Here is a 25,988-nt window from a genome sequence, read left to right on the forward strand (position 1 = left end):
AGGTTCTTTGTTTGCAGGAACATTCAGTAGAATTGAAACTGGGCCATCCAGATGATGCCTTTCATCTCTTTGGCTCTAATGAACGCCATCTGCGCCTGATGGAGCAGGAATTAAATGTCACCATCCATGCCCGAACCGAGATTGTGCAGATTCTGGGCACGGAGGCCGCCTGTGAGGAGGCTCGCCAGGTCATTCAGGCTCTCTTGGTCTTGGTCAATCGTGGTATGACTATCGGAACGCCCGATGTGGTAACAGCCATTACCATGGTCAAAAATGACGAGATTGATAAGTTTGTAGCTCTTTATGAAGAAGAGATTATCAAGGACAGCTATGGCAAGCCGATTCGGGTCAAGACACTTGGCCAGAAAATCTATGTGGACAGTGTTAAAAATCATGATATCGTCTTTGGTATCGGGCCAGCTGGAACAGGGAAGACTTTTCTAGCGGTGACCTTGGCCGTGACAGCTCTCAAGCGTGGGCAGGTCAAACGCATCATCTTGACGCGACCAGCGGTAGAAGCCGGTGAGAGTTTGGGATTTCTGCCTGGTGACCTTAAGGAAAAGGTAGATCCTTATCTGCGACCGGTCTATGATGCCTTGTATCAGATTTTGGGCAAGGACCAGACGACGCGTCTGATGGAGCGAGAAATCATTGAGATTGCACCCCTGGCCTATATGCGGGGGCGGACGCTGGATGATGCTTTTGTCATTCTGGATGAAGCGCAGAATACCACCATCATGCAGATGAAGATGTTTCTGACACGTCTCGGCTTCCAGTCCAAGATGATTGTCAATGGTGACATCAGTCAGATTGATCTGCCTCGCAATGTTAAGTCTGGCCTCATTGACGCTCAAGAGAAATTGAAAAATATCTCCCAGATCGATTTTGTGCATTTCTCAGCCAAGGATGTGGTTCGCCATCCAGTAGTGGCGCAAATTATCCGTGCCTATGAACCTCCAGCTCCTAAGAAAGAGGATAGTGAAGTAGCTGAAGACAAAAGCACTAGCTGAGGATAAATGATAAAAAACGACTAACTTGATGAGCAAGTTAGTCGTTTTCTAGTGTCTGCAAATTATTTGGTTAAACCGTAGTTGTAGTCATCGTCTTGCATGGCTTCAACTTCACCAAGAAGGTAACCATTTCCGACTTGAGAGAAGAAGTCGTGGTTAGATGTTCCTGTTGAGATTCCGTTCATGACGATTGGATTGACATCGTCTGCTGAATCTGGGAAAAGTGGATCCTGTCCTAGGTTCATGAGGGCCTTGTTGGCATTGTAACGAAGGAAGGTTTTCACTTCTTCGGTCCAACCAACACCGTCATAGAGACTTTCTGTATAACCCTCTTCATTCTCGTAGAGAGTGTAGAGCAGATCGTACATCCATTCTTTGAGTTTTTCTTGCTCTTCTTCTGGCAATTCGTTGAAACCAAGTTGGAATTTGTAACCAATGTAAGTTCCGTGAACAGACTCATCACGGATGATCAGTTTGATGATTTCCGCAACGTTGGCCAGTTTGTTGTTACCGAGATAGTAGAGGGGTGTAAAGAAACCAGAGTAGAAGAGGAAGGTTTCAAGAAAAACACTGGCAATCTTCTTTTCAAGGGGGCTACCATTGAGGTAGATTTCATTGATAATTTCTGCTTTTCTTTGTAGGTATGGGTTTGTGTTAGTCCATTCAAAGATTTCTTCAATTTCAGCCTTGGTATTCAAGGTAGAAAAGATAGAAGAGTAAGATTTTGCGTGAACGGACTCCATAAATTGGATGTTGTTGAAGACGGCTTCTTCGTGGGCAGTACGGACGTCCTTGCGTAGGGCATCTACACCAGATTCAGATTGGAGGGTATCCAGCAATGTCAATCCTCCGAAGACCTTGCCGACCAAGTCTTTTTCTTTGTTTGATAGTTTTCTCCAGTCGTCTAGGTCATTTGACAAGGGGATACGCGTATCGAGCCAGAATTGCTCCGTCAGCTTTTCCCAAGTTGATTTGTCAATGACATCTTCGATAGCATTCCAGTTTATGGCTTTATAGTATGTTTCCATGATAATCTCGCTTTAAACTTCTAATACTTGCTTATGTCGCCGATGGAATGATTTCCTTGGCGACATTGCGATAGGTGTTTTTTTATTTTGTTGAATTTAAATGGTGTAATTGTAAATTGTTACTTACTAGATCACACAGCTTTCACATTGGTTAGCTCCTACTTCGCCGCCATCGTCAGTAAAGGTGCGGACGTAGTAGATGGACTTGATTCCCTTGTTGAAGGCATAGTTACGCAGGATAGAAAGGTCACGGGTTGTTTGCTTGCTTTCTTTTTTCCACTCGTAGAGGCCCTTAGGAATATCGCTGCGCATAAAGAGTGTGAGTGAAAGTCCTTGATCCACGTGCTCAGTTGCGGCTGCATAGACATCGATCACCTTGCGCATGTCCATGTCATAGGCGCTGGTGTAGTAAGGAATGGTCTCAGTTGACAAACCTGCCGCAGGATAGTAAATCTTACCGATTTTCTTTTCCTGACGTTCTTCGATCCGCTGAGTGATTGGATGGATTGAAGCAGAAACATCGTTGATGTAGCTGATAGAACCATTTGGTGCAACAGCTAGGCGGTTTTGGTGGTAGAGACCGTCCGCTTTTACCTTGTCACGAAGTTCTGCCCAGTCAGCAGCGGTTGGGATAAAGATATCTTTGAAAAGTTCCTTCACACGGTCAGACTTAGGTACAAATTCACCCGTCAGGTATTTGTCAAAGTAAGTGCCGTTGGCATAGTCAGATTTTTCAAAGTTGTGGAAGGTCACGCCACGCTCACGAGCGATATTGTTAGACTCAACTAAAGTCCAGTAGTTCATGAGCATGAAGTAGATGCTGGTGAACTCTACAGCTTCCGCTGATCCATAATCGATCAGCTGCTGTGCCAAGTAGCTGTGCAGTCCCATAGCTCCCAGACCAAAGGTATGCGCCAGACTGTTACCGTTGTCGATAGAAGGCACAGCTGTGATGTGTGAGCTGTCAGTGACAAAGGTCAAGGCGCGTGTCATAGTCCGGATGGATTTTCCGAAGTCAGGCGAAGTCATCATATTGACGACGTTAGTAGAACCCAAGTTACATGATACATCTGTTCCTAAGTGTAGATACTCTTGAGCATCATTCAAGAGGCTAGGCTCCTGAACTTGTAGGATTTCTGAGCAAAGGTTGCTCATGATGATTTTACCGTCAATTGGATTGGCACGGTTAGCTGTATCGATATTTACGACATAAGGATAGCCAGACTCTTGTTGGAGTTTAGAAATCTCTGTTTCCAAATCACGGGCCTTGATCTTAGTCTTGGTGATATTAGGATTGGCAACTAGCTCATCGTATTTCTCTGTGATATCGATATAGGCAAATGGTACACCGTATTCACGTTCGATTGAGTAAGGGCTGAAGAGATACATATCTTCATTCTTGCGCGCCAATTCATAGAACTTATCTGGAATGACAACACCGAGTGAGAGGGTTTTGACCCGAACTTTTTCGTCAGCATTTTCTTTTTTGGTAGAAAGGAAAGCGATGATATCTGGGTGGAAGACATTGAGGTAAACAACTCCAGCTCCCTGACGTTGGCCCAGCTGGTTAGAATAGGAGAAGCTATCTTCAAACAGTTTCATAACAGGAACAACGCCAGATGCAGCTCCTTCATAACCCTTGATAGGCGCTCCAGCTTCTCGCAGATTGCTGAGGGAAATACCGACCCCACCTCCGATACGAGACAATTGCAGGGCAGAGTTAATGGAGCGGCCGATTGAGTTCATGTCATCAGTTACTTGGATGAGGAAACAAGAAACCAATTCACCACGACGAGCCCGGCCAGCATTGAGGAAGCTTGGTGTAGCCGGTTGATAGCGCTGGTGGATGATTTCATTAGCAATATCCTTGGCAATGGCTTCATCTCCGTTGGCAAAGTAGAGGGCGTTGAAGAGCACCCGATCTTCCATGCTTTCCAAATAGTATTCACCATCATTTGTCTTCAGTGCATACTGGTTATAGAATTTATAGGCAGCCATGAAAGATTTGAACTTGAAATCTTGAGCATGGATAAAAGCAGACAATTCTTCAATGTATTCAGGAGAATAGAGTTGGATAAATTCTTTTTCCAAGTAGTTCTCTTCGATTAAGTATTGAATTTTTTCAGTAATAGAAGCAAACTTCATCGTGTTTGGTTCAACATTTTCTTTAAAGAAGGCTTCCAAGGCTTCTTTGTCTTTGTGAAGCATGATTTGCCCATTGACTGGACGGTTGATTTCGTTATTTAGACGGAAGTAAGTCACATCTTCTAAGTGTTTGAGTCCCATAATTTTCCTTTTTCTAAAATGTCTTTTGCTTTTACAAAATAAACGGCTCCTACGAATGATAGGAGCGGCAACAAAGCTCTAAATACTGGCGAGATTATGATAATTTTTTAAGTTTACCAGGCTGGAAACCAGAAAATGCTTCAGTTGGTGTTTGAATAACAGGCGCTGCATTGAAACCGAGGCTTTTAACATGGTCGATGTATTCTGGTTGCTCATCAAGGTTGATTTCGCGATATTCTACATTGTTGGTATCAAGAAAACGCTTGGTCATCTTGCATTGAACACAATCGTTTTTAGAGTAAATAGTTACCATTAGATGATTCCTCTATACTTTCATTTTCTTAAATTTAAATCTGAAACTAGTATATCTAAAAGCGAATTCGATGTCAACAGTTTTGAACTAAATATTGTATGATATTTTCTTATAGCAACTATTGAGATACAATATATAGTGTGTAAAACATCGAAATAAAGATAAATAACCACAAGGAGTAACAGCGCTTACTGTACTTTAAGCGAAGCTAGACCAAGAAGAATTCATTATAAGGAAGAAAGCCTTGAAACTATTTCGGAAAGAGAGGGAGTTGACGATTGAATCTACTATTTTAAAACAGAATTCATTTTCAAAGTCTAACGAAATATTTTGTAAGCGGGCTATAAAATTCTTGAAAAAGATTTCAAAAAGTGATATAATATCAACTTGTAAGGGTTATCACTTTAACTCAAAAAGAATTATTTTAAAGGAGAGTCTAACTATGGCTTCTAAAGATTTCCACATTGTGGCAGAAACAGGTATTCACGCGCGTCCAGCAACATTGTTGGTACAAACAGCTAGCAAATTTGCTTCAGATATCACTCTTGAGTACAAAGGTAAATCAGTAAACCTTAAATCAATCATGGGTGTTATGAGTCTTGGTGTTGGCCAAGGTGCTGACGTTACAATCTCAGCTGAAGGTGCAGACGCGGATGATGCTATCGCTGCTATCTCAGAAACAATGGAAAAAGAAGGATTGGCATAAGAAAATGACAGAAATGCTTAAAGGAATTGCAGCATCTGACGGTGTTGCTGTTGCTAAGGCATATCTATTAGTTCAACCGGATTTGTCATTTGAGACTGTTTCAGTCGATGATACGAATGCAGAAGAGGCTCGTTTGGATGCAGCTCTTGAAGCTTCACAGAACGAGCTTTCTGTTATCCGTGAGAAAGCAGTAGATAGCCTTGGTGAAGAAGCAGCTCAAGTATTTGACGCTCACTTAATGGTACTCGCTGACCCTGAAATGGTTGGTCAAATCAAAGAAACGATCCGTACTAAGAAAGTAAATGCGGAAGCTGGTCTGAAAGAAGTTACAGACATGTTTATCGCTATTTTTGAAGGTATGGAAGACAATCCATACATGCAAGAACGTGCGGCAGATATTCGTGACGTAACGAAGCGTGTTTTGGCAAACCTTTTGGGCAAGAAATTACCAAATCCAGCTTCTATCAATGAAGAATCAGTTGTAATTGCACATGACTTGACTCCTTCTGATACAGCTCAATTAGACAAGAAATTTGTTAAGGCGTTTGTAACCAATATCGGTGGACGTACAAGCCACTCTGCAATCATGGCGCGTACGCTTGAAATCGCAGCGGTATTGGGAACAAATAATATTACTGAACTCGTTAAAGACGGCGATATCATCGCAGCTAATGGTATCACTGGTGAAGTAATCATTAACCCAACTGAAGAGCAAGCAGCAGCATTTAAGGCAGCTGGTGAAGCTTATGCGAAGCAAAAAGCTGAATGGGCTCTCTTGAAAGATGCTCAAACAGTGACTGCCGATGGCAAACACTTTGAACTCGCTGCTAACATTGGTACACCAAAAGACGTTGAAGGTGTCAATGCAAATGGTGCTGAAGCCGTAGGTCTTTACCGTACAGAATTCCTTTACATGGATTCACAAGACTTCCCAACAGAAGACGAGCAGTACGAAGCATACAAGGCTGTACTTGAAGGAATGAATGGTAAACCTGTTGTCGTTCGTACAATGGATATCGGTGGAGATAAGGAACTTCCTTACTTCGATATGCCGCATGAAATGAACCCATTCCTTGGTTTCCGTGCATTGCGTATCTCTATCTCTGAAACTGGTGACGCTATGTTCCGTACACAGATCCGCGCTCTCTTGCGTGCTTCTGTCCATGGACAATTGCGCATCATGTTCCCGATGGTTGCTCTCTTGACAGAATTCCGTAAAGCTAAAGCAGTTTACGAAGAAGAAAAAGCGAAATTGCAAGCTGAAGGCGTTGCTGTAGCGGATAATATCCAAGTGGGTATCATGATTGAAATTCCAGCGGCAGCAATGTTGGCGGATCAATTTGCCAAAGAAGTTGACTTCTTCTCTATCGGTACTAACGACTTGATCCAATACACAATGGCTGCCGACCGCATGAACGAACAAGTTTCATACCTCTACCAACCATACAACCCATCAATCCTTCGCTTGATCAACAATGTTATTAAGGCTGCTCACGCTGAAGGCAAATGGGCAGGTATGTGTGGGGAAATGGCCGGTGACCAAACAGCTGTGCCGCTTCTTGTCGGAATGGGCTTGGATGAATTCTCTATGAGTGCAACTTCAGTTCTTCGGACTCGTAGCCTTATGAAGAAATTGGATACGAAGAAGATGGAAGAACTTGCACAACGCGCATTGACTGAATGTGCAACGATGGAAGAAGTTCTTGAACTTGAAAAAGAATATCTTGACTTCAATTAATCTGAAAATTAAGATCAGGAAATTTTCCTGGTCTTTTTTACTTTTCTTCAGCGTCATAGTAGACCTAGTGTAGAAAGTGAGACTCGATGAAAAATCGAGAAATATGGAGAGTTCATATAAACAAAAGAAAATGATTTGTGAAATTTGTGAAAAATTTCCTTAAATTTATAAAATTTAGTTGAAATTTTCAGAAAATTTGATAAAATGATACTTAATAACATTTTGGAGGGGACACGTGACACAATATAAGAACTATATAAATGGAGAGTGGAGAGCTTCTGAAAATGAAATCACCATCTCATCTCCTATCAATAATGAGATTTTAGGAACTGTGCCTGCCATGAGTCAGGCAGAGGTTGATTATGCGATGGCGAGCGCCCGTGCGGCTTTGCCAGCTTGGCGCGCTCTTTCAGCGGTTGAACGTGCGGCTTATTTGCATAAGGCTGCGGATATTTTGGAGCGTGATCAGGAGAAAATCGGCGAAATTCTGGCAAAAGAAGTTGCTAAGGGCATTAAAGCGGCAGTCGGAGAGGTAGTCCGAACAGCAGACTTGATTCGCTATGCAGCTGAAGAGGGGATTCGTATTCACGGTCAGGTTATGGAAGGCGGGGGTTTTGAAGCTGCCAGCAAGAAAAAACTAGCTGTAGTCCGCCGTGAGCCTGTAGGAGTTGTATTGGCTATTGCGCCATTTAACTACCCAGTTAATCTGTCTGCTTCTAAAATTGCTCCTGCCCTTATCGGCGGAAATGTCGTGATGTTTAAGCCACCTACTCAAGGTTCAATCTCTGGTTTGCTCTTGGCTCAGGCTTTTGCTGAGGCAGGTCTGCCTGCTGGTGTTTTCAATACCATCACTGGCCGCGGTTCAGAAATCGGAGACTACATCATTGAGCATAAGGAAGTAAACTACATTAACTTTACTGGCTCCACTCCAATCGGTGAGCGCATCGGTAAGTTAGCTGGTATGCGTCCAATTATGTTAGAATTGGGTGGTAAGGATGCTGCAGTTGTGCTGGAAGATGCCGACTTGGAGCATGCAGCTAAGCAGATTGTTGGCGGAGCATACAGTTATTCCGGTCAGCGCTGTACGGCTATTAAACGTGTCATTGTCATGGAGAGCGTAGCAGATAAATTAGCGGCGCTGATTAAGGCAGAGGTAGAGAAACTGACGGTTGGGGATCCCTTTGATAATGCGGATATCACACCAGTCATTGATCATGCATCAGCAGATTTCATCTGGGGCTTGATTGAAGATGCTCAAGAAAAGGGAGCGTCAGCCTTGACAGAAATCAAACGTGAAGCAAATCTCATCTGGCCTGCCTTGTTTGACCATGTGACACTAGATATGAAATTAGCTTGGGAAGAGCCATTTGGTCCTGTTCTTCCGATTATTCGTGTGACTTCCCTTGAAGAGGCTATTCAGATTTGTAACCAGTCAGAATTTGGCCTGCAATCTTCAGTATTTACAAATGATTTTCCGAAAGCATTTGAAATTGCTGAAAAATTGGAAGTGGGTACTGTACACATCAATAACAAGACCCAGCGTGGTCCAGATAACTTCCCATTCCTTGGTGTTAAGGGGTCTGGAGCCGGAGTGCAAGGGATTCGGTACAGTATCGAAGCGATGACACAAGTGAAATCCATCGTGTTTGATGTGAAATAATGAGAAAGGCGGCTTTGTGCGGCCTTTTTTCTTACATTGATGAACTTGTAATTCTATAACAAGTGTTCGAACAATATAAAAATAAGCAAGCCTTTATATTTTCGATTACTTATCATTTTAAAATGTAAATTTACATATTGGTCTATACAAATTTTAACCGTTTTATCTCTATTTTTATATCAAATAATTAAGGTAAAAGCCTGTAGAATTAGTATTTCATGAGATCTTCTTCAATGGCCTGTTGATATAGTAATTCATTCTTTTGAAGGAATTGGGCTTTTGAAATTTTTGATATAGTTTTTGGAAATTTACTTGAAAAATATAAGAAAATGGGGTAAAATAGAAACATAGAAAACGCTTACAAATAGAAAGGTGACTAAATGGACAAAAAAGAAGCATTAAGAACCTTTACAACAGGTGAAAACTTTCATTTGCAGCATTATTTGGGAGTGCATCAGGATGTGGTGGATGGCAAGGCTGGCTACACCTTTAGAGTCTGGGCTCCAAATGCGCAGAATGTGCATCTGATTGGAGATTTTACCAACTGGTATGGAGAGCAGATTCCTATGACTCGCAATGAAGGTGGTGTATGGGAAGTCTTCACGGAGTTGCCTAAGGAAGGAGATATTTACAAGTACAATATCAAACGCAGTAGTGGTCAGGAAATCTTGAAAATTGATCCGCTGGCTATCTATTTGGAAGAGCGCCCGGGTACGGGAGCTATTGTTCGGACTATTCCAGAGAAGAAGTGGCAAGATGGACTTTGGCTGGCTCGGAGAAAGCGTTGGGGCTTTTTTTCAAGACCGGTCAATATCTATGAAGTGCATGCTGGATCTTGGAAACGCAATCCTGACGGCAGTCCATATTCTATGGCTCAGCTTAAGGAGGAGTTGATTCCTTATCTGGTCGAAATGAACTACACGCACGTTGAGTTCATGCCGCTCATGGCCCATCCTTTGGGACTCAGCTGGGGTTACCAGCTCATGGGCTACTTTGCCTTTGAGCATACTTATGGAACGCCAGAGGAATTTCAGGACTTTGTCGAGGAATGTCACTTGAATAATATTGGTGTCATTGTGGACTGGGTTCCAGGTCACTTTACCATCAATGACGATGCCTTGGCCTACTATGATGGAACACCAACCTTTGAGTACCAGGATCATGACCGAGCTCATAACTATGGCTGGGGTGCCTTGAATTTTGATCTAGGAAAAAATGAAGTGCAATCTTTCTTGATTTCTAGTATCAAATTCTGGATTGATTTCTACCATCTAGATGGGGTTCGTGTGGATGCGGTTAGCAACATGCTCTATCTAGACTACGATAGTGGTCCTTGGCAGCCAAACAAGGACGGCGGTAACCGTAACTATGAAGGCTATTATTTCTTGCAGCGTTTGAATACAGTTATCAAGCTGGCTCATCCAGATGTCATGATGATTGCTGAAGAGAGCTCGTCCGAAACCAAGATTACGGGCATGAGAGAGATGGGCGGTCTGGGCTTTGACTTCAAGTGGAATATGGGCTGGATGAACGATATTCTGCGTTTCTATGAAGAAGACCCGATTTACCGCAAGTACGATTTTAATCTGGTGACCTTCAGCTTTATGTATGCTTTTTCTGAAAATTTCCTCTTGCCTTTCTCTCACGACGAAGTCGTTCATGGTAAGAAGAGCATGATGCATAAGATGTGGGGTGACCGCTATAATCAATTTGCTGGTCTCCGCAACCTCTTGACCTATCAAATCTGCCATCCAGGCAAGAAATTGCTCTTTATGGGTTCAGAATTTGGTCAATTCCTAGAGTGGAAGTCAGAAGAGCAGCTGGAATGGTCAAATCTGGACGATCATATGAATAAGCAGATGCAAACCTTCACTTCTGCCCTCAACGCCTTTTATCGAGATAATCGTCCGCTTTGGGAGATTGATCTTAGCTACGATGGCATCGAAATCATTGATGCCGACAATACCGATCAGAGCGTCCTTTCCTTTATTCGTAAGACGGAAAAAGGAGATATGCTGGTCTGTGTATTCAACATGGTGCCAGTAGAGCGCAAAAACTTTACCATTGGTGTGCCAGTGGCAGCTGTTTATGAAGAAGTATGGAATACTGAATTAGAGAAATGGGGAGGTGTTTGGAAAGAACACAACGAAACAGTTCAGTCTCAAGAGGGACTATGGAAAGATTATCCGCAGACCTTGACCTTTACGCTACCAGCTTTGGGAGCAAGTATTTGGAAAATCAAGCGTCGTGTGAATGTTCGTAAAAATGCTAAAAAAGATTCCACAAAGGAGTAGGATATGAAGAATGAAATGCTAGCTTTGATTCTTGCCGGTGGGCAAGGAACTCGTCTTGGAAAGCTCACACAAAGTATTGCGAAACCAGCAGTACAGTTTGGTGGTCGTTATCGTATTATTGATTTCGCGCTGTCGAACTGTGCCAACTCTGGGATTAACAATGTCGGTGTGATTACCCAGTACCAACCACTTGCTTTGAACAGTCACATCGGGAACGGTTCAAGCTGGGGCTTGGATGGTATCAATACAGGTGTATCTATTCTTCAGCCTTACTCTGCCAGTGAAGGAAATCGTTGGTTTGAGGGAACTAGCCACGCTATTTTCCAAAATATTGACTATATTGACAGCATCAATCCTGAATATGTTTTAATCCTATCTGGAGACCATATCTACAAGATGGACTATGATGATATGCTCCAATCCCACAAGGATAACAGCGCTAGTTTGACGGTTGCCGTCTTGGATGTGCCTCTCAAGGAGGCTAGCCGTTTTGGTATCATGAATACCGACGCTAACAATCGGATCGTTGAATTTGAAGAAAAACCAGAAAATCCTAAATCTACCAAGGCTTCTATGGGAATCTATATCTTTGACTGGCAACGTCTCCGCAATATGCTGATTGCTGCTGAAAAGAGCAATGTAGATATGTCCGACTTTGGTAAGAATGTTATCCCTAACTATCTTGAATCTGGCGAAAGTGTTTATGCTTATGAATTTAACGGCTACTGGAAAGACGTTGGTACGATTGAGTCACTTTGGGAAGCTAATATGGAATACATTAGTCCAGAAAATGCTTTAGACAGTCGTGATCGTCAGTGGAAAATTTACTCACGTAACTTGATTTCACCACCAAACTACCTTGGTGCAAATGCTCATGTTGAAGATTCTTTGGTAGTTGACGGCTGTTTTGTGGATGGAACTGTTAAGCATTCTATTCTTTCAACAGGCGCTCAAGTTCGTGAGGGTGCAGAAGTCACTGATTCTGTCATTATGAGTGGCGCTATCATTGGTCAGGGAGCTAAGATTAAACGTGCGATCATTGGTGAGGGTGCTGTTATTTCTGATGGTGTGGAGATTGACGGGACAGATGAAGTGCAAGTAGTCGGATATAATGAAAAAGTGGGGGTACCAACAGATGAAGATTGATAAATATTCAGCGATTTTAGGAAATACGGTCGGTTTCCACGACATGTCAACCTTAACAGAACATCGTCCAGTTGCTAGTTTGCCATTTGGTGGGAAATACCGTTTGATTGACTTCCCACTGTCTAGTCTTGCTAATGCTGGTGTTCGTAGCGTCTTTGGTATCTTCCAACAAGACAATATCAGCTCTGTCTTTGACCATATTCGTTCAGGTCGTGAGTGGGGCTTGTCTACACTTTTGAGCCACTACTATCTAGGCATTTACAATACTCGTGTAGAAAGTAGCACAGTTGGTAAGGAATATTATGAACAGTTATTGACTTATCTGAAGCGCTCAGGCTCTAACCAAACTGTAGCCCTAAACTGTGATGTATTAATCAATATTGACCTTAATCAGGTCTTCCACTTGCATAACACAACCCAGCAACCGATGACAGTGGTTTACAAGAAATTGCCATCTAAAGATATTTCAGATGTCAATGCAGTTCTGCAAGTCAGTGAAACAGACCATGTCCTAGGGCATAAGCTGCATAGTGATAGAGACGAGGGCGAGCTCTTCAATATGTCTACAGATATTTTTGTAGTAGATACGCCTTGGTTGATTGAAAAATTGGAAGAAGAAGCCCAAAAAGAATTCCCACAAAAACTGCGCTATGTTCTTCGGGACTTGGCAGCTGAAGTTGGAGCTTTTGCTTACGAGTATACAGGTTATCTGGCAAATATTTACTCTGTTGAATCATACTATAAGGCCAATAAAGATATGCTTGATCGGCAGAAATTCTACTCTCTCTTCTCACCAAATCAAAAGATTTATACAAAGGTGAAAAACGAAGAGCCGACTTACTATGCAACAGGATCGAAAGTAAATCGCTCTCAGTTTGCGTCAGGTAGTATTGTAGAAGGTGAAGTTGTAAACTCTGTTATTTCGCGGAATACAAGAATTTTAGCGGGTAGCAGTGTCAAAGACAGTCTCCTCTTCCCGCGCGTTGTCGTTGGAAAAAATGCAGTGGTAGAATATGCAATTGTGGACAAGGGCGTTGAGATTGCTGAAGGAGTTGTCGTTCGAGGGACAGCTGAACATCCAGTTGTCCTGAAGAAAGGTCAAAAAGTTACAGAGGACATCGTTTCATGAAAATTTTATTTGTAGCAGCAGAAGGGGCACCTTTTTCAAAGACGGGTGGTTTGGGGGACGTTATCGGCGCCCTCCCCAAATCCTTGGTCAAAGCTGGTCATGAAGTGGGGGTTATTCTGCCATATTATGACATGACGGATGCTAAATTTGGTGATCAAGTTGAAGACCTCTTCTCTTTTGAAGTCAGTGTCGGTTGGCGTCGGGAATATGTCGGTGTCAAAAAGATTGAGTTGGAAGGTGTCAACTTCTACTTTATCGATAATCAGCATTATTTCTTCCGTGGACATGTCTATGGTGATTTTGATGACGGTGAACGCTTTGCTTATTTCCAATTAGCAGCAATCGAACTGATGGAGCGCATTGACTTTATTCCAGATGTTCTCCATGCGCACGACTACCATACGGCCATGATTCCTTTCTTGGTCAAGGAAAAATACCGCTGGATTCAGGCCTATAACAACATCAAGACAGTACTGACTATTCATAATTTAGAGTTTCAGGGACAATTTCCGGATAGCATGCTTTGGGAACTCTTTGGTGTCGGCTATGAACGTTATGCAGACGGCACTCTCCGTTGGAATGACTGCCTCAACTGGATGAAGGCGGGCATTCTCTATGCAGATCGCGTGACAACTGTTTCACCGAGCTATGCCAACGAAATTCGGACAGCTGAGTTTGGCTGCGGTCTGGATCAGATTCTTCGGATGGAGTCAGGCAAGCTGGTCGGCATTGTCAATGGTATCGATACAGATATCTACAATCCAGAAACCGATAAATTGCTGGCTTACCACTTTAACAAAGATGATTTGACTGGGAAATTGGAAAATAAACGAGCTCTTCAAGTAAAAGTAGGCTTGCCAGTTCGGGATGATGTTCCTGTCGTTGGTATCGTCTCTCGATTGACACGTCAAAAAGGTTTTGATTTGGTGGTGGAAGAGCTGCATAATCTGCTTCAGGAAGATGTGCAAATTGTGCTACTTGGAACAGGTGACCCTGCATTTGAACGGGCCTTCGCTTGGTTTGGCCAGGCTTATCCTGAAAAATTATCCGATAATATCCTTTTTGATGTTACTTTGGCTCAGGAAATCTATGCAGCCAGTGATATTTTCCTTATGCCGAGCCGCTTTGAACCTTGCGGTCTATCTCAGATGATGTCTATGCGTTACGGGACACTGCCACTGGTTCATGAGGTTGGTGGTTTGCGTGATACGGTTGAACCTTTCAATGTCTATAGTGGACAGGGAACAGGCTTTAGCTTCAATAACTTCTCTGGTTATTGGCTAACATGGACTTTCAAAGAAGCCCTCAATCTTTACTGGCATGACCAAGAAGCTTGGCATAGTCTGCAAATACAGGCGATGGAAAGAGATTTCTCTTGGGATACAGCCAGTCAAGCATACAGTGATTTATATGAGTCACTACTCTAGTATGTTGCATTAGAACAGCAATCCTCTCTTGTTTCTGACAAGAGAGGATTTGTCGGGTAAGTGGTCTTTCTCATGTTGACATCTTATCCAGACGGATGCTTTTCCCTAAAAGAAAGAAAGTTGATTGGTAAAAATGGAATTAAATAAAGAACAGTTTATCCGAGATTTCAAGGATACTTTGCACGAACGACAGCTGATTAAGATTGCGGATGCTACACCTGCCGAGCTTTTTCAAGCACTCGCTAGTACCATTCGTAAATATATTACGCCACTGTGGTTGGAGCGCCGCAATAAACTCGTGGAACAGCAGCAAAAAACAGCTTATTATTTCTCAATTGAGTTTCTGCCGGGACGTATGCTGGAAACTAACCTACTCAATTTGGGCATTCTCAATACGGTCAAGGAAAGCTTTGCTGAGCTAGGAGTTGATTTTGAGGATGTAAAAAATGCTGAGCACGACATGGCGCTGGGAAATGGAGGCCTTGGTCGCTTGGCAGCGGCTTTTATGGACTCGCTAGCTACAACGGGCTATCCAGGTTTTGGAAATGGGATTCGCTATCGCTACGGTCTTTTCAAGCAGAGAATCGTGAATGGCTATCAGGTGGAAATTCCAGATGATTGGTTTGGCAGTCTGGGCAATGTCTGGGAAACCCGTAAGGATCACGGCATTGTGGATGTTAAAATCTTTGGTAATGTCTACTTGCGTGCCAATGAAGAAGGCCGCATTGTACCGGTTTATGAGAATTCTAAAACTTTGCGTGCTGTGCCTTATGACGTGCCTCAGATTGGCTTTGGCAATGACAATATCAACAATCTCCGTCTATGGGATGTTGAAATCCCAGAAGAATACGAACTGGACTATCCAACTATTGAAGCCCGTCGACGGGTGCAGGATATTACAGCCATTCTCTATCCAGACGATTTTAGCTACGAAGGAAAAGAACTGCGCCTGATTCAGGAATACTTCATGACCAGCGCAGGGCTGCAAACCATTATCAAATCCTACCTCAAGCAAGGTCGTCCGCTCAAGGATATTCATGAGAAGGTTTCTGTCCATATCAACGATACCCACCCAGCAGTTGCGCCAGCTGAGTTTATGCGCCTTTTGCTGGATGACTATGGTCTCGAGTGGGCAGATGCTTGGAATGCGACGGTCAAGACTATGAGCTACACCAACCACACCATTCTGTCTGAAGCTTTGGAAAAATGGGATGCGGAGCTCTTCAAGAATGTCCTGCCACGGGTTTATCAAATTATCCTAGAAATAGACAATCGCTATGTGGCTGAAATGGCTGGACGTGGACTTGATCCGCAAGTCATCGAAAACACTCGGATCGTCAAGGACAATCAAGTCCACATGGCTCACTTGGCTATCATCGGTGGTCATTCAATCAATGGTGTTGCCAAACTCCACACCGAACTGCTCAAAGAAGACACCTTGCGTGATTTCTACAGTATTTATCCAGAGAAGTTTAATAACAAAACCAATGGGATTATTCAGCGCCGCTGGCTGCAGATTGCGGACCAGCCTCTGTCAGCTGAGATTGATAAGCTGATTGGTAAGGGCTGGAGAAGTGATATCCATGAGCTGCGCAAGCTTTTAGAATTCAAGGATGATCAGCAAGTGCTGGGCGATTTCTACCGAGTGAAGCAAGAAGCTAAGGCTCGTCTGGCTGACTTCATCAAGGAATCAACAGGAGTAGAAGTTTCTACAGAAGCTATCTTTGATGTGCAGGTAAAACGCCTCCACGCCTACAAACGTCAGCTGCTTAACTTGCTTCATATCATCAAGCTTTATTGGGACCTCAAGGACAATCCAGACAAGGACATGGTACCGCGCGTTTTTATCTTCGGTGCCAAGGCTGCTCCAGGCTACCACTTTGCCAAGTCGGTCATCAAGCTAATCAATGAAGTAGCCAATCTGGTCAACAAGGATGAAAGCCTGCAAGGCAAACTCAAGGTTGTTTTCCTAGAAAACTACCGGGTCAGCCTGGCTGAGCTCATCATTCCAGCAGCAGATGTATCAGAGCAAATTTCTCTGGCTTCCAAGGAAGCTTCTGGTACTTCCAACATGAAGTTCATGATGACAGGTGCCATTACCCTAGCTACACTGGACGGAGCCAATATCGAAATCAAGGATGAAGTCGGTGACGACAACATTGTCATCTTCGGGATGGACAAGGACCAAGTTTACGAGCACTATGCCCGCCATGATTACTACTCACGCGGTGTCTATGAAAGCAATCCAGACATTCGTCTGGTGGTCGACACCTTTGTTAATGGAACGATTCCAAACGTTCGTGAAGAAGGCTCTGAAATCTACGAAGCCCTTATCACCCACAATGATGAATACTTCCTCTTGGAAGACTTCCATGCTTACATGGAAGCTCAAGAGAAGATTGATGCTCTCTATCGTGACAAAGAAAAATGGGCCCGCATGAGCCTGATTAACATCGCTACATCTGACAAGTTCACCTCAGATGATACCATTGAGCAATATGCCAAGGAAATCTGGAACTTGGAGAAATAAGGCTCTTCATAAAACATGAATACTAAGAGATTGGGGCTTGAGTCTCAGTCTCTTTTGCTATCCATCTACCATCTTATCTAGAAATATGCTATAGTAGAGAAAGTATGAGAATTCGACTTTTTGAAAAGCAGGGTAAGCAAGCATGAAAGACTACGCGATTTTTTATCAACAATTAACGGCTCCCTTTCGCAGTTGTCCTAGGATAGTGAAAGGGATGGCTTATTTTAATAGGGGGATGACTGTTTTTATGCCTCTGGTGTATGGATTGGTCTTGATTGATGCCTTTCTGACGGAAGGTTGGAAAGGGCTGCTTGCTTTTTTTCTCCTTCCAGCTATTGGATTTGGTCTCTTGTCAGCGATTCGTAAATGGCTGAATCAAGCACGCCCTTACGAAAAATGGTCTATTCAACCCTTGCTGGCCAAGGATACATCAGGCAAGTCCATGCCCAGTCGACATGTCTTTTCGGCGACAGTGATTTCCATGTGCCTGCTCTACTTTTTCTGGCTGCCGGGACTTATCTGCCTCTTGCTTTCAGCAGGGTTAGCTGCAGTGCGCGTGATTGGCGGAGTGCACTATCCAAAGGATGTAGTGATAGGATACCTTTGCGGAATTTGCTGGGGAGCTTTAGTCTTTTTATTATAAATGTCTGGCGAGAGCCAGATTTTTCTTTGTAAAGTAAGTTGAGGAGTAGACAAAGTGCCCGAGTCTATATTATAATGTAAGCAGTACCAAACTTTTATCATCAAGGATTGCCTGATTTTGGATGTAAAAAATATTTAAGGAGACTATTATGTCAGAACCGTTATTTCTAGAGTCTGTGATGCAGGAGAAAATTTGGGGCGGCACTAAGCTGCGTGATGTTTTTGGCTATGAAATCCCCAGCGACCATGTGGGAGAGTATTGGGCAATTTCGGCTCATCCGAACGGTGTCTCAACCGTCAAGAATGGCCGTTTTGCAGGTCAGAAGCTAGATGCGCTCTATGCCGAGCACCGTGAACTCTTTGGCAATCGTCCAGAGCCCGTCTTTCCACTTTTGACAAAGATTTTGGATGCCAATGACTGGCTCAGCGTTCAGGTCCATCCAGATGATGCCTATGGATTAGAGCACGAAGGAGAGCTTGGCAAGACAGAATGCTGGTATGTTATCGCTGCAGACGAAGGGGCAGAGATTATCTACGGTCATAATGCCCAGAGCAAGGAAGAGTTGCGCCAGCAGATTGAGAGCAAGGACTGGGACCATCTTCTGACCAAAATTCCAGTCAAGGCTGGTGACTTCTTCTATGTACCAAGTGGCACCATGCATGCCATTGGTTCAGGCATTCTGATTTTAGAAACTCAGCAGTCTAGCGATACTACTTATCGGGTCTATGACTTTGATCGTAAGGACGATGCAGGCAATCTTCGTGAGTTGCATTTGGAGCAATCGATTGATGTTTTGACTATCGGAGAGCCTGCTAATAGCTGTCCCGTTACTATTCAGGCAGACGATTTGACCTCTACTCTTTTGGTGGCCAATGACTTCTTTGCTGTTTACAAGTGGGATATTGCTGGTTCTGTTGAATTTAAAAAGACTGCAGATTACAGCTTGTTCAGTATCTTGGAAGGTGCTGGTGAGCTGACAGTAGATGAATCAGTGTATCCAATCGAAAAAGGCTCTCATTTCATCCTGCCGAGCGATGTCACAGAGTGGACCTTGTCTGGCGACTTGCAACTAATTGTCAGCCATCCATAGTGAAAAAATACATGGACCGAGTGCTCATCTCGGTCTATTTTTCTTTATTTTCGCAGAATGAATAGAGAAAACAGGACTTTAACTTCAATCGGTGAAAAAGTCCGATAAATGAGGCATTTCATCATGGTTGCTTGAAGAATTTTTTTTTGAAAAATGGTACAATGAAATGGAATATTCAAAGGAGTCGAATATGGAACATAAAGAAAAAGATTTTAGTTTATCCTGGTTTTTTAGATGGTTCTTGGATAATAAGGCCATTACCGTATTTTTGGTGACCTTGCTCATTGGTTTGAACATTTTTATTCTTAGCAAAATTAGCTTTATTTTTACACCGGTGATTGAGTTTATTGGTGTCATTATGTTACCAGTGATTTTGGCTGGGCTGCTTTACTATCTGCTCAATCCCATTGTCGACTGGATGGAAAAGCGTAAGATTAACCGTGTGGCTGGGATTACAATTGTCTTTGTCTTGATTGGTGTTTTGATTGTGTGGGGCTTGGCGGTTGCTATTCCTAACTTGCAGCATCAGATAGTGAGTTTTTCAAAAAATGTTCCCGCCTATCTCAAGCAAGCCAATAAAATGATTGATGATGTTTTGACCAATCATATTTCAGATGATTTGAAGCCACAAATCGAGCAAGTTACGAATAAGTTATCGACTCAGATCACTTCATGGGCCAGCAATTTTTCATCTAAGGCAGTTAATTGGGCTAGCAATTTGATTAGTACAGCTTCACAAATCATTGTGGCTATTATCATCGTGCCTTTTATTCTTTTCTATTTGCTGCGCGACGGGAAAAATCTCAAAGGATATATGGTTCAGTTCTTGCCAACGAAATTCCGCGAGTCATTTGGTCAGGTTATGACAGATATCAATACCCAGTTGGCCAATTATGTTCGTGGTCAGGTGACCGTAGCAATCATCGTGGCTCTTATGTTTATGATTTTTTTCAAGATCATCGGCTTGCGGTACGGTGTGACTCTAGCCGTTGTGGCAGGAGTTTTGAACTTGGTGCCTTATCTGGGAAGCTTCCTTGCCATGTTGCCGGCTTTGGTTCTTGGATTGATTGCTGGTCCGATCATGCTGTTGAAAGTCATTATCGTCTTTATCGTGGAGCAGACCATTGAGGGGCGCTTCGTGTCTCCATTGATCTTGGGAAGTCAATTAAGCATCCATCCGATTACGATTTTATTTGTTTTGCTGACTTCAGGAGCCATGTTTGGTATCTGGGGTGTCTTGCTGGGAATTCCAGCTTATGCATCAGCCAAGGTTGCCATCACAGCGCTCTTTAAGTGGTACAAGAAGGTTAGCGGTTTGTATGAAGAAAGTGTTCAAGAATTAGGAGAAGGCAGTGAATAAGAGTGAACGAATGTTAACAGCCCTGCAAAATCAGGATTTAGCACAGGCTGAGAAGTATTTTGAAGAGGCTTTGAGCCAAGATACCGATCAAGAGTTATTAGAATTAGCCGATTACTTAGAAAGTATCGGCTTTTTCCCTCAAGCCAAGCGAATTTATGAAAAATTAGCTCCGCTCTTTCCGGAATCCTATATCAGTCTGGCAACGATTGCTGCTGACGATGGTGACTTGGAAGAAGCTTTTGCCTATTTAGAGGAAATTAACTCGGAAAGTGAATGGTATGTGGCAGCTCTCTTGGCCAAGGCTGACCTCTATCAGCTAGAGGGATTGCCAGATGTGGCACGGGAGAAATTGCTGGAAGCTGCCAAACTGTCAGACGAACCTTTGGTGACTTTTGGTTTAGCAGAAATTGAGTTTGAATTGGAAAATTTTGCCCAGGCCATCAAGGAATATGCCCAGCTAGATAATCGCTCTATCTACGAGCAGACAGGCGTGTCCACCTATCAGCGTATCGGCCTTTGCTACGCCAGTCTGGGGAAAATCGAAGCAGCCATTGAATTTTTGGAAAAGGCTGTGGAGCTGGAGTACGACGAAGAGACGGTCTATGAATTAGCAGCTATCTTGTATGAGCAAGAGGAGTACCAAAAAGCTAATTTGTACTTCAAGCAGCTGGATACGATTTCGCCGGATTTTGAAGGCTATGAGTATGCCTATGCGCAGTCTCTCCACGCGGAGCATAAGACGGAGGAAGCCTTGGAAATGGCTGAGCAAGGCTTGACCAAGAATCCTTTCGAGACTCGCCTTCTGCACCTTGCTTCCCAACTATCTTACGAACTGCATGATGTGGAAAAATCTGAAAACTACTTGCTGGCAGCTCAGGAAAATGCAGATGATTTAGAGGAAATTGCTCTACGTCTGACCAATCTCTATCTGGAGCAGGAACGCTACGATGAGGTCTTAGCTTTTGAGGAACAAGATCTAGACAATGTCTTGACTCGCTGGAATCTGGCACGTGCTTATCAGGCCTTGGAAAATCTGGAGAAAGCTGGGGAGCTTTATCAGGAGCTGGCAGTTGACTTGCAGGAAAACCCTGAATTTCTGGAAGAATATGTTTATTTATTACGCGAACTAGGGCGTGTGGAAGAAGCGAAAATACAGGCTGGTAAGTACCTGCGTTTGGTTCCAGATGACACTGCTATGGCAGATTTGTACGAAAGTTTGTAAAATTTTATTGAGAAAGCTCTTTTGTACTGCCTTTCGGGTATATTAGCAAGAAGATTTTCTTGCTAACACGATAGTTTGATTAAAGAAGGAGTAGAGATATTGTCCCAACTGAAACGAATTCAAGAAATGGAAGAGCATTTGAATAAATACGCTCAGACGCTGGCTGCAGCTCAATCTGCTTTGGCTGAGCTGGAGGCCAGCCAGAAGAATTATATCCAGCTCCGAGATTATTACACCAGCCAAGTTTTCTTTGACGATTTGGAATTTTCCAATCGACCAGACTTTCCTGAGGATGTGGCCTGTGGCGTTCTGAGCGAAGATGCTGTTTATGACCTGATGGGAGAGCACTTTGAGACGGCGTTGCAGCTGCTAGACCTATCCAGTGCCATGCTGAAAGAAAGGTAAAGGCCTAGGAAGAAATAAAATGGCTTCTGTCGAAAGGCTAGAGCATGGACAACGTCAACGAAAGGATCGGAATGTGGGAAATATAAAACAAGGGCCGACCAACCGTTGACATTATTAAAGGAACACAAGATTTGCAGAAAGGCGGCAAGCATGCGCGACAATCATCTTCATACCTATTTTTCCTATGATTCTGAGGCGGATTTTTCTGACTATCTGGACCATTACGAGGGCGAGATTGTCACCACCGAGCACTATGATTTGTCCAATCCCTACCCTTACCAAGCTGCCTCGCCCCATGATGATGTACCTGACTATGCGGCTTATTCAGCAAAAATAGCAGAGCTAAACCAGCAATATGGCAACCGCATCAAAAAGGGGATTGAAATTGGTTACTATGCTCCGCGTAAGGCCGATATTTTAGCTTTCCTAGCCGACAAGGAATACGACCTCAAGCTCCTGTCTGTCCACCACAATGGCAGTTTTGACTATCTGGAAGAGCCTGTCTTGCAGCTGGACAAGATGGAGTTAATTCCTCGCTACCTGAGAGAGCTAGAGGAGGCTATCGAGGCTGTGCCAGCAGATGTCCTAGCCCACTTTGACTATGGTTTTCGAAAATTTGCGCTTACCGTGGAGGAGTTAAAAACTTTTGAACCGCAGCTGCGACAGCTTTTTCAAAAGATGATCGACTATGATCTGGCCTTTGAACTTAACTGCAAGTCCATGTACCTCTATGGCCACGAGGAACTCTATCTCTACGCTCTTGGTCTGATCAAGGAGCTGGGTGGTCAGCGCTTTTCAGTTGGCTCCGATGGTCACAAACTAGAACATTTTCGACTTAAGTTTGACCGTGTGGCTCAAATCCTCGCTAATGCCGGTATTGAGGAAAGTCAGTTGATTTAAGGCTACCGTGCGTTTTTTCAAACTTCTATTAAACGATTTTTTTGAATTTCGACCAGAATATGATATACTTAATTATCTTAGAAAATACAGAAATTTGTTGATATAGGAGAAAAAATGGCAGAGCCAGTGAAATTATTTCAGTATAACACCCTAGGAGCTTTGATGGCTGGACTTTATGGTGGGAGCATGACGATTGGGGAGCTCCTGAAATACGGCGATTTGGGGATTGGTACACTGGATTCCATTGATGGGGAATTGATAGTTCTTGATGGTAAGGCCTATCAGGCTAAGGGATCTGGCGATGTGCCTGAAGTTGTAGAAGTTTCAGATGATGTAACGGTGCCCTACGCTGCGGTTGTTCCCCACCAAGCGGAGGTCATTTTCCGCCAACGATTCGAAATGACAGATGAAGAGCTGGAAGAGCGAATTGAATCCTATTACGATGGAGAAAATTTATTCCGCTCCATCAAGATTCATGGAGAATTTTCCCACATGCATGTGCGAATGATTCCAAAATCAACCTCAGAGAAGAAATTTGCTGAAGTAGCCGTGAGTCAGCCAGAGTACCATGCTGATAATGTCTCCGGCACCATTGTTGGCTTTTGGACACCCGAAATTTTCCACGGTGTCAGTGTAGCCGGCTATCATCTTCACTTTATTTCAGACGACCATACCTTTGGTGGTCACGTTATGGACTTTGTTATCAAGGAAGGGATTGTGGAGCTAGGTGCTGTCGATCAGTTGGATCAACGTTTCCCAGTTCAAGACCGTAAGTTCCTTTTTGCAAAATTCAATGTCGATGAAGTAAGATCGGACATGGACAAGGTTGAGTAGTCAATTACTGTGACAATTGTTTACTTTTGATAAAAAAAGAGGCTAGGAATCTGCCGTCCCAACCTCTGAAAGATAACTAGAATTTTAAATTTAGTAAGTTTGAGGAGTCTTGGCTCCTCTTTTGTTTTTCAATATCCGCCAAATCCATATTTTAGAAACAGATTAGTTTACATTTTCATGCTTCTAATCTTTTCTTCATCTGGTGTGACGCGCAGGGTTTTCTGGCCTGTATAGGTGACAAATCCTGGCTTGCCACCGGTTGGTTTGTTGAGTTTTCTGACTTCAATCATGTCCACTTGGACCAGATTAGAGAGTCTAGCCTTGGAGAAGTAGGCTGCTAGCTCGGCAGCATCTGTCTTGACTTCATCGCTGGGCTGAAGATTACCGGTGATGACCACATGGCTACCCGGAATATCCTTGGCGTGGAACCAAAGCTCGTCCTTCTTAGCCATCTTAAAAGTCAGTTCGTCATTTTGGAGGTTGTTGCGGCCGACGAGTATAATGGTTTGACCGTCAGTTGCCAAATATTTCTCTGGTTTCTGCCTTTTCTGGATTTTCTCTCTTTGGCGTCGTCGGATAAAGCCGGTCTGGATTAGTTCCTCTCGGATTTCCGCAATTTCAGTTAGGCTGGCCTGAGCAAGGGCGGTTTCCACGCTCTCTAGATAGAGAATCGTAGCCCGAGTCTCCTCAATCAAACTGGTCAGATGTTTGACGGCTTCCTTGAGCTTCTGGTAGCGTTTAAAATAGCGCTGGGCATTTTGGTTTGGGGTCAGGGCCTTGTCAAGTGCAATGATAATCTTCTCACCTGTGTAGTAATTATCCAGTTCCACCTGATCCTGATCGTTGGGCACCTGATGGAGAAAGGTGGTCAAGAGTTCCCCTTTTTGGCGGAATTCTTCTGCATTCTCCGTTGCTAGGAGCTCTTCCTCTTGCTTGCCCAACTTTTTCCGGTTCTTTTCCAACTCATTTTCTACCCTGCGGATGAGTTCGCTGGCCTGCTGGTTGACCCGATCGCGCTCAGCCTTGTCCTTATAGAAAGTGTCTAAAAGCTCGGATAACGTGGACATTTGGGTCTTGCTGTCAGAAAATAGCAGAGCAGAGAAGGATTTTTCGGTCAGGCTTGGCTGAGTCGGACTGGCAAAGAAGGCTCGGAAAGTTTTGAGCTTGTCAGCGGTCAGACGACCACTGAGTTCAGTAGCCGTATCCCGACCCAAGCCCTGAAAAATCTGCTGCAGGCGTTTGGGCTCTAAGTCTTCAGTATGTAAGATTTCAAAGAGCTTTTCATCACCCACAGTGAAAGGATTGAGACTACCTGTTTGAGGCGGTGCGACATGGGTTGAGCCTGGGAGGATCGTTCGATAGCTATTTTGCGAAAATCCGACATGTTTGATGGCTTCAATAATCTTGCCACTAGCCTTGTCCAAGAGAATGATATTGCTGTGCTTGCCCATGATTTCGATGACCAGAGTCACAGCCACGCTATCTCCGATTTCGTTCTTATTGGAGACGCTGATTTCCAAAATCCGGTCATTCTCCACTTGCTGGATCGCTTCAATAACAGCGCCCTGCAGGTATTTGCGCATGACCATGATAAAGGTATTGGGAACAGCAGGATTTTCAAACGTAGTATCTGTCAGTTGGACGCGTCCAAAGACCGAGTGGGCTGACAGGAGCAATTTGTGACTTTTTCGATTGCTGCGAATCTGCAAGACCAGCTCCTGTTCAAAAGGTTGATTAATCTTTTGAATGCGGCCACCCAGCAGTTCGCGGCGCAGCTCCTCTGTCATGTGGTGTAAAAAAAATCCGTCGAAAGACATGCTTTTCTCCTTGAAACTTGCTAAAGAAGATTATAACAAAAAACCAAGCTAAAAGCTCCTAAAGTCTCATCAAAAAGAAATTTATTTTTTGTCAATGATTATCGATATAAACAAAAACCGAACATTTTATAAAAATTTTCAAAAAGGTCTTGACATCTTTTCAGGAAAAATTTACAATATAGGAAATTAGAAAAGTAGTAGATGCATTTGTTTTTAGCGAGCTTGTGGTTGGTGGAAATGAGCAACAAATCTTTACGAATTGGGCTAATGGATAAATATGAATTTGAAACAATAAGAATTCGGTAGGCACACCTTACAGTGCAGCTTGTTTGATGACAAGACAGAGATATGGGGAATATTAGCTATTTTCCATAATTGAGGTGGCACCGCGATTTACGCCCTCACACAGAATACCTGTGTGAGTTTTTTTGTTGCTTATTATAAAAAAAC

At 43.4% G+C, this 25,988-nt stretch carries 20 protein-coding genes and 1 other annotated feature; of the genes, 16 read left to right on the top strand and 4 right to left on the bottom strand.

What is annotated here, in order from left to right:
- Positions 1-11 precede the first annotated feature (11 nt).
- A complete protein-coding gene (locus HBA50_RS03320) occupies positions 12-1,010 on the top strand; it encodes a PhoH family protein (protein WP_045496483.1) in 999 nt (332 codons plus the stop codon).
- A 62-nt stretch (positions 1,011-1,072) separates the two neighbouring features.
- Here HBA50_RS03320 and nrdF read toward each other — a convergent pair whose 3' ends face one another.
- From nrdF to nrdH, 3 genes are all read right to left on the bottom strand, one after another.
- On the bottom strand, positions 1,073-2,038 hold the full coding sequence (nrdF, locus tag HBA50_RS03325) for a class 1b ribonucleoside-diphosphate reductase subunit beta (protein ID WP_005589584.1): 966 nt from the start codon (positions 2,036-2,038) through the stop codon (positions 1,073-1,075).
- A 126-nt stretch (positions 2,039-2,164) separates the two neighbouring features.
- On the bottom strand, positions 2,165-4,324 hold the full coding sequence (gene nrdE / locus HBA50_RS03330; RefSeq protein WP_045496489.1) for a class 1b ribonucleoside-diphosphate reductase subunit alpha: 2,160 nt from the start codon (positions 4,322-4,324) through the stop codon (positions 2,165-2,167).
- 94 nt (positions 4,325-4,418) lie between these two features.
- Positions 4,419-4,637 carry a glutaredoxin-like protein NrdH gene (nrdH, locus tag HBA50_RS03335; RefSeq protein ID WP_005589588.1) on the bottom strand — a complete coding sequence of 73 codons (219 nt, stop codon included), beginning with the start codon at positions 4,635-4,637 and terminating at the stop codon, positions 4,419-4,421.
- Positions 4,638-5,079: 442 nt separating this feature from the next.
- Between nrdH and HBA50_RS03340 the strand changes: the two genes are divergently transcribed.
- The 15 genes from HBA50_RS03340 (at position 5,080) to budA (ending at position 23,721) form a co-directional block, all read left to right on the top strand.
- On the top strand, positions 5,080-5,343 hold the full coding sequence (locus HBA50_RS03340; RefSeq protein WP_005589589.1) for a phosphocarrier protein HPr: 264 nt from the start codon (positions 5,080-5,082) through the stop codon (positions 5,341-5,343).
- 4 nt (positions 5,344-5,347) lie between these two features.
- Positions 5,348-7,081 carry a phosphoenolpyruvate--protein phosphotransferase gene (ptsP, locus tag HBA50_RS03345; RefSeq protein WP_045496492.1) on the top strand — a complete coding sequence of 578 codons (1,734 nt, stop codon included), beginning with the start codon at positions 5,348-5,350 and terminating at the stop codon, positions 7,079-7,081.
- Positions 7,082-7,316: 235 nt separating this feature from the next.
- Positions 7,317-8,741 carry an NADP-dependent glyceraldehyde-3-phosphate dehydrogenase gene (locus HBA50_RS03350; RefSeq protein ID WP_045496494.1) on the top strand — a complete coding sequence of 475 codons (1,425 nt, stop codon included), beginning with the start codon at positions 7,317-7,319 and terminating at the stop codon, positions 8,739-8,741.
- A gap of 380 nt (positions 8,742-9,121) precedes the next feature.
- The gene (glgB, locus tag HBA50_RS03355) at positions 9,122-11,035 is read left to right on the top strand and encodes a 1,4-alpha-glucan branching protein GlgB (RefSeq protein WP_045496496.1); all 1,914 of its coding nucleotides are present in this window, start codon (positions 9,122-9,124) and stop codon (positions 11,033-11,035) included.
- A gap of 3 nt (positions 11,036-11,038) precedes the next feature.
- Positions 11,039-12,181, top strand: a complete 1,143-nt coding sequence (locus HBA50_RS03360; RefSeq protein ID WP_045496498.1) for a glucose-1-phosphate adenylyltransferase — start codon at positions 11,039-11,041, stop codon at positions 12,179-12,181.
- Complete coding sequence (gene glgD, locus HBA50_RS03365) at positions 12,171-13,310, top strand: glucose-1-phosphate adenylyltransferase subunit GlgD (protein WP_045496500.1); 1,140 nt, start codon at positions 12,171-12,173, stop codon at positions 13,308-13,310. Before HBA50_RS03360 ends, glgD begins: the two co-directional genes overlap by 11 nt.
- The gene (glgA, locus tag HBA50_RS03370) at positions 13,307-14,737 is read left to right on the top strand and encodes a glycogen synthase GlgA (protein ID WP_045496505.1); all 1,431 of its coding nucleotides are present in this window, start codon (positions 13,307-13,309) and stop codon (positions 14,735-14,737) included. Before glgD ends, glgA begins: the two co-directional genes overlap by 4 nt.
- Positions 14,738-14,870: 133 nt before the next feature.
- A complete protein-coding gene (locus HBA50_RS03375) occupies positions 14,871-17,267 on the top strand; it encodes a glycogen/starch/alpha-glucan phosphorylase (RefSeq protein WP_045496508.1) in 2,397 nt (798 codons plus the stop codon).
- A 142-nt stretch (positions 17,268-17,409) separates the two neighbouring features.
- The gene (locus HBA50_RS03380; RefSeq protein ID WP_045496511.1) at positions 17,410-17,910 is read left to right on the top strand and encodes a phosphatase PAP2 family protein; all 501 of its coding nucleotides are present in this window, start codon (positions 17,410-17,412) and stop codon (positions 17,908-17,910) included.
- Between the two features lie 148 nt (positions 17,911-18,058).
- Positions 18,059-19,000 carry a mannose-6-phosphate isomerase, class I gene (manA, locus tag HBA50_RS03385; protein WP_045496514.1) on the top strand — a complete coding sequence of 314 codons (942 nt, stop codon included), beginning with the start codon at positions 18,059-18,061 and terminating at the stop codon, positions 18,998-19,000.
- A 190-nt stretch (positions 19,001-19,190) separates the two neighbouring features.
- Positions 19,191-20,360 (top strand): AI-2E family transporter, encoded by a 1,170-nt coding sequence (locus HBA50_RS03390; RefSeq protein WP_045496517.1) that lies wholly within the window; start codon positions 19,191-19,193, stop codon positions 20,358-20,360.
- The gene (locus HBA50_RS03395) at positions 20,353-21,582 is read left to right on the top strand and encodes a tetratricopeptide repeat protein (protein ID WP_142322396.1); all 1,230 of its coding nucleotides are present in this window, start codon (positions 20,353-20,355) and stop codon (positions 21,580-21,582) included. The genes HBA50_RS03390 and HBA50_RS03395 overlap by 8 nt, the downstream gene beginning before the upstream one ends.
- A gap of 99 nt (positions 21,583-21,681) precedes the next feature.
- Positions 21,682-21,987 (top strand): DUF4298 domain-containing protein, encoded by a 306-nt coding sequence (locus HBA50_RS03400; protein ID WP_045496522.1) that lies wholly within the window; start codon positions 21,682-21,684, stop codon positions 21,985-21,987.
- Positions 21,988-22,137: 150 nt separating this feature from the next.
- A complete protein-coding gene (locus HBA50_RS03405; RefSeq protein ID WP_045496525.1) occupies positions 22,138-22,887 on the top strand; it encodes a PHP domain-containing protein in 750 nt (249 codons plus the stop codon).
- Positions 22,888-23,001: 114 nt separating this feature from the next.
- Positions 23,002-23,721, top strand: coding sequence for an acetolactate decarboxylase (budA, locus tag HBA50_RS03410; RefSeq protein WP_045496527.1), 720 nt, complete (start codon positions 23,002-23,004; stop codon positions 23,719-23,721).
- Positions 23,722-23,888: 167 nt separating this feature from the next.
- Here budA and fbpA read toward each other — a convergent pair whose 3' ends face one another.
- Positions 23,889-25,538: an Rqc2 family fibronectin-binding protein FbpA gene (fbpA, locus tag HBA50_RS03415; RefSeq protein WP_045496530.1), complete on the bottom strand. Its 1,650-nt coding sequence runs from the start codon at positions 25,536-25,538 to the stop codon at positions 23,889-23,891.
- A 172-nt stretch (positions 25,539-25,710) separates the two neighbouring features.
- Positions 25,711-25,944, top strand: a binding site (T-box leader).
- Positions 25,945-25,988: the final 44 nt, after the last annotated feature.

The sequence above is a fragment of the Streptococcus cristatus ATCC 51100 genome, assembly GCF_011612585.1.
Classification (GTDB): Bacteria; Bacillota; Bacilli; order Lactobacillales; family Streptococcaceae; genus Streptococcus; species Streptococcus cristatus_H.

What these genes read in the sequence shown, in the direction of transcription:
- budA (WP_045496527.1), top strand. Translation starts at nt 23,002, where the DNA reads ATGGCAGAGCCAGTGAAATTATTTCAGTATAACACCCTAGGAGCTTTG.
- ptsP (WP_045496492.1), top strand. Translation starts at nt 5,348, where the DNA reads ATGACAGAAATGCTTAAAGGAATTGCAGCATCTGACGGTGTTGCTGTT.
- nrdH (WP_005589588.1), bottom strand. Translation starts at nt 4,637, where the DNA reads ATGGTAACTATTTACTCTAAAAACGATTGTGTTCAATGCAAGATGACC.
- HBA50_RS03360 (WP_045496498.1), top strand. Translation starts at nt 11,039, where the DNA reads ATGAAGAATGAAATGCTAGCTTTGATTCTTGCCGGTGGGCAAGGAACT.
- nrdF (WP_005589584.1), bottom strand. Translation starts at nt 2,038, where the DNA reads ATGGAAACATACTATAAAGCCATAAACTGGAATGCTATCGAAGATGTC.
- HBA50_RS03405 (WP_045496525.1), top strand. Translation starts at nt 22,138, where the DNA reads ATGCGCGACAATCATCTTCATACCTATTTTTCCTATGATTCTGAGGCG.
- nrdE (WP_045496489.1), bottom strand. Translation starts at nt 4,324, where the DNA reads ATGGGACTCAAACACTTAGAAGATGTGACTTACTTCCGTCTAAATAAC.
- HBA50_RS03340 (WP_005589589.1), top strand. Translation starts at nt 5,080, where the DNA reads ATGGCTTCTAAAGATTTCCACATTGTGGCAGAAACAGGTATTCACGCG.
- glgA (WP_045496505.1), top strand. Translation starts at nt 13,307, where the DNA reads ATGAAAATTTTATTTGTAGCAGCAGAAGGGGCACCTTTTTCAAAGACG.
- fbpA (WP_045496530.1), bottom strand. Translation starts at nt 25,538, where the DNA reads ATGTCTTTCGACGGATTTTTTTTACACCACATGACAGAGGAGCTGCGC.
- HBA50_RS03390 (WP_045496517.1), top strand. Translation starts at nt 19,191, where the DNA reads ATGGAACATAAAGAAAAAGATTTTAGTTTATCCTGGTTTTTTAGATGG.
- manA (WP_045496514.1), top strand. Translation starts at nt 18,059, where the DNA reads ATGTCAGAACCGTTATTTCTAGAGTCTGTGATGCAGGAGAAAATTTGG.
- HBA50_RS03375 (WP_045496508.1), top strand. Translation starts at nt 14,871, where the DNA reads ATGGAATTAAATAAAGAACAGTTTATCCGAGATTTCAAGGATACTTTG.
- HBA50_RS03380 (WP_045496511.1), top strand. Translation starts at nt 17,410, where the DNA reads ATGAAAGACTACGCGATTTTTTATCAACAATTAACGGCTCCCTTTCGC.
- glgB (WP_045496496.1), top strand. Translation starts at nt 9,122, where the DNA reads ATGGACAAAAAAGAAGCATTAAGAACCTTTACAACAGGTGAAAACTTT.
- glgD (WP_045496500.1), top strand. Translation starts at nt 12,171, where the DNA reads ATGAAGATTGATAAATATTCAGCGATTTTAGGAAATACGGTCGGTTTC.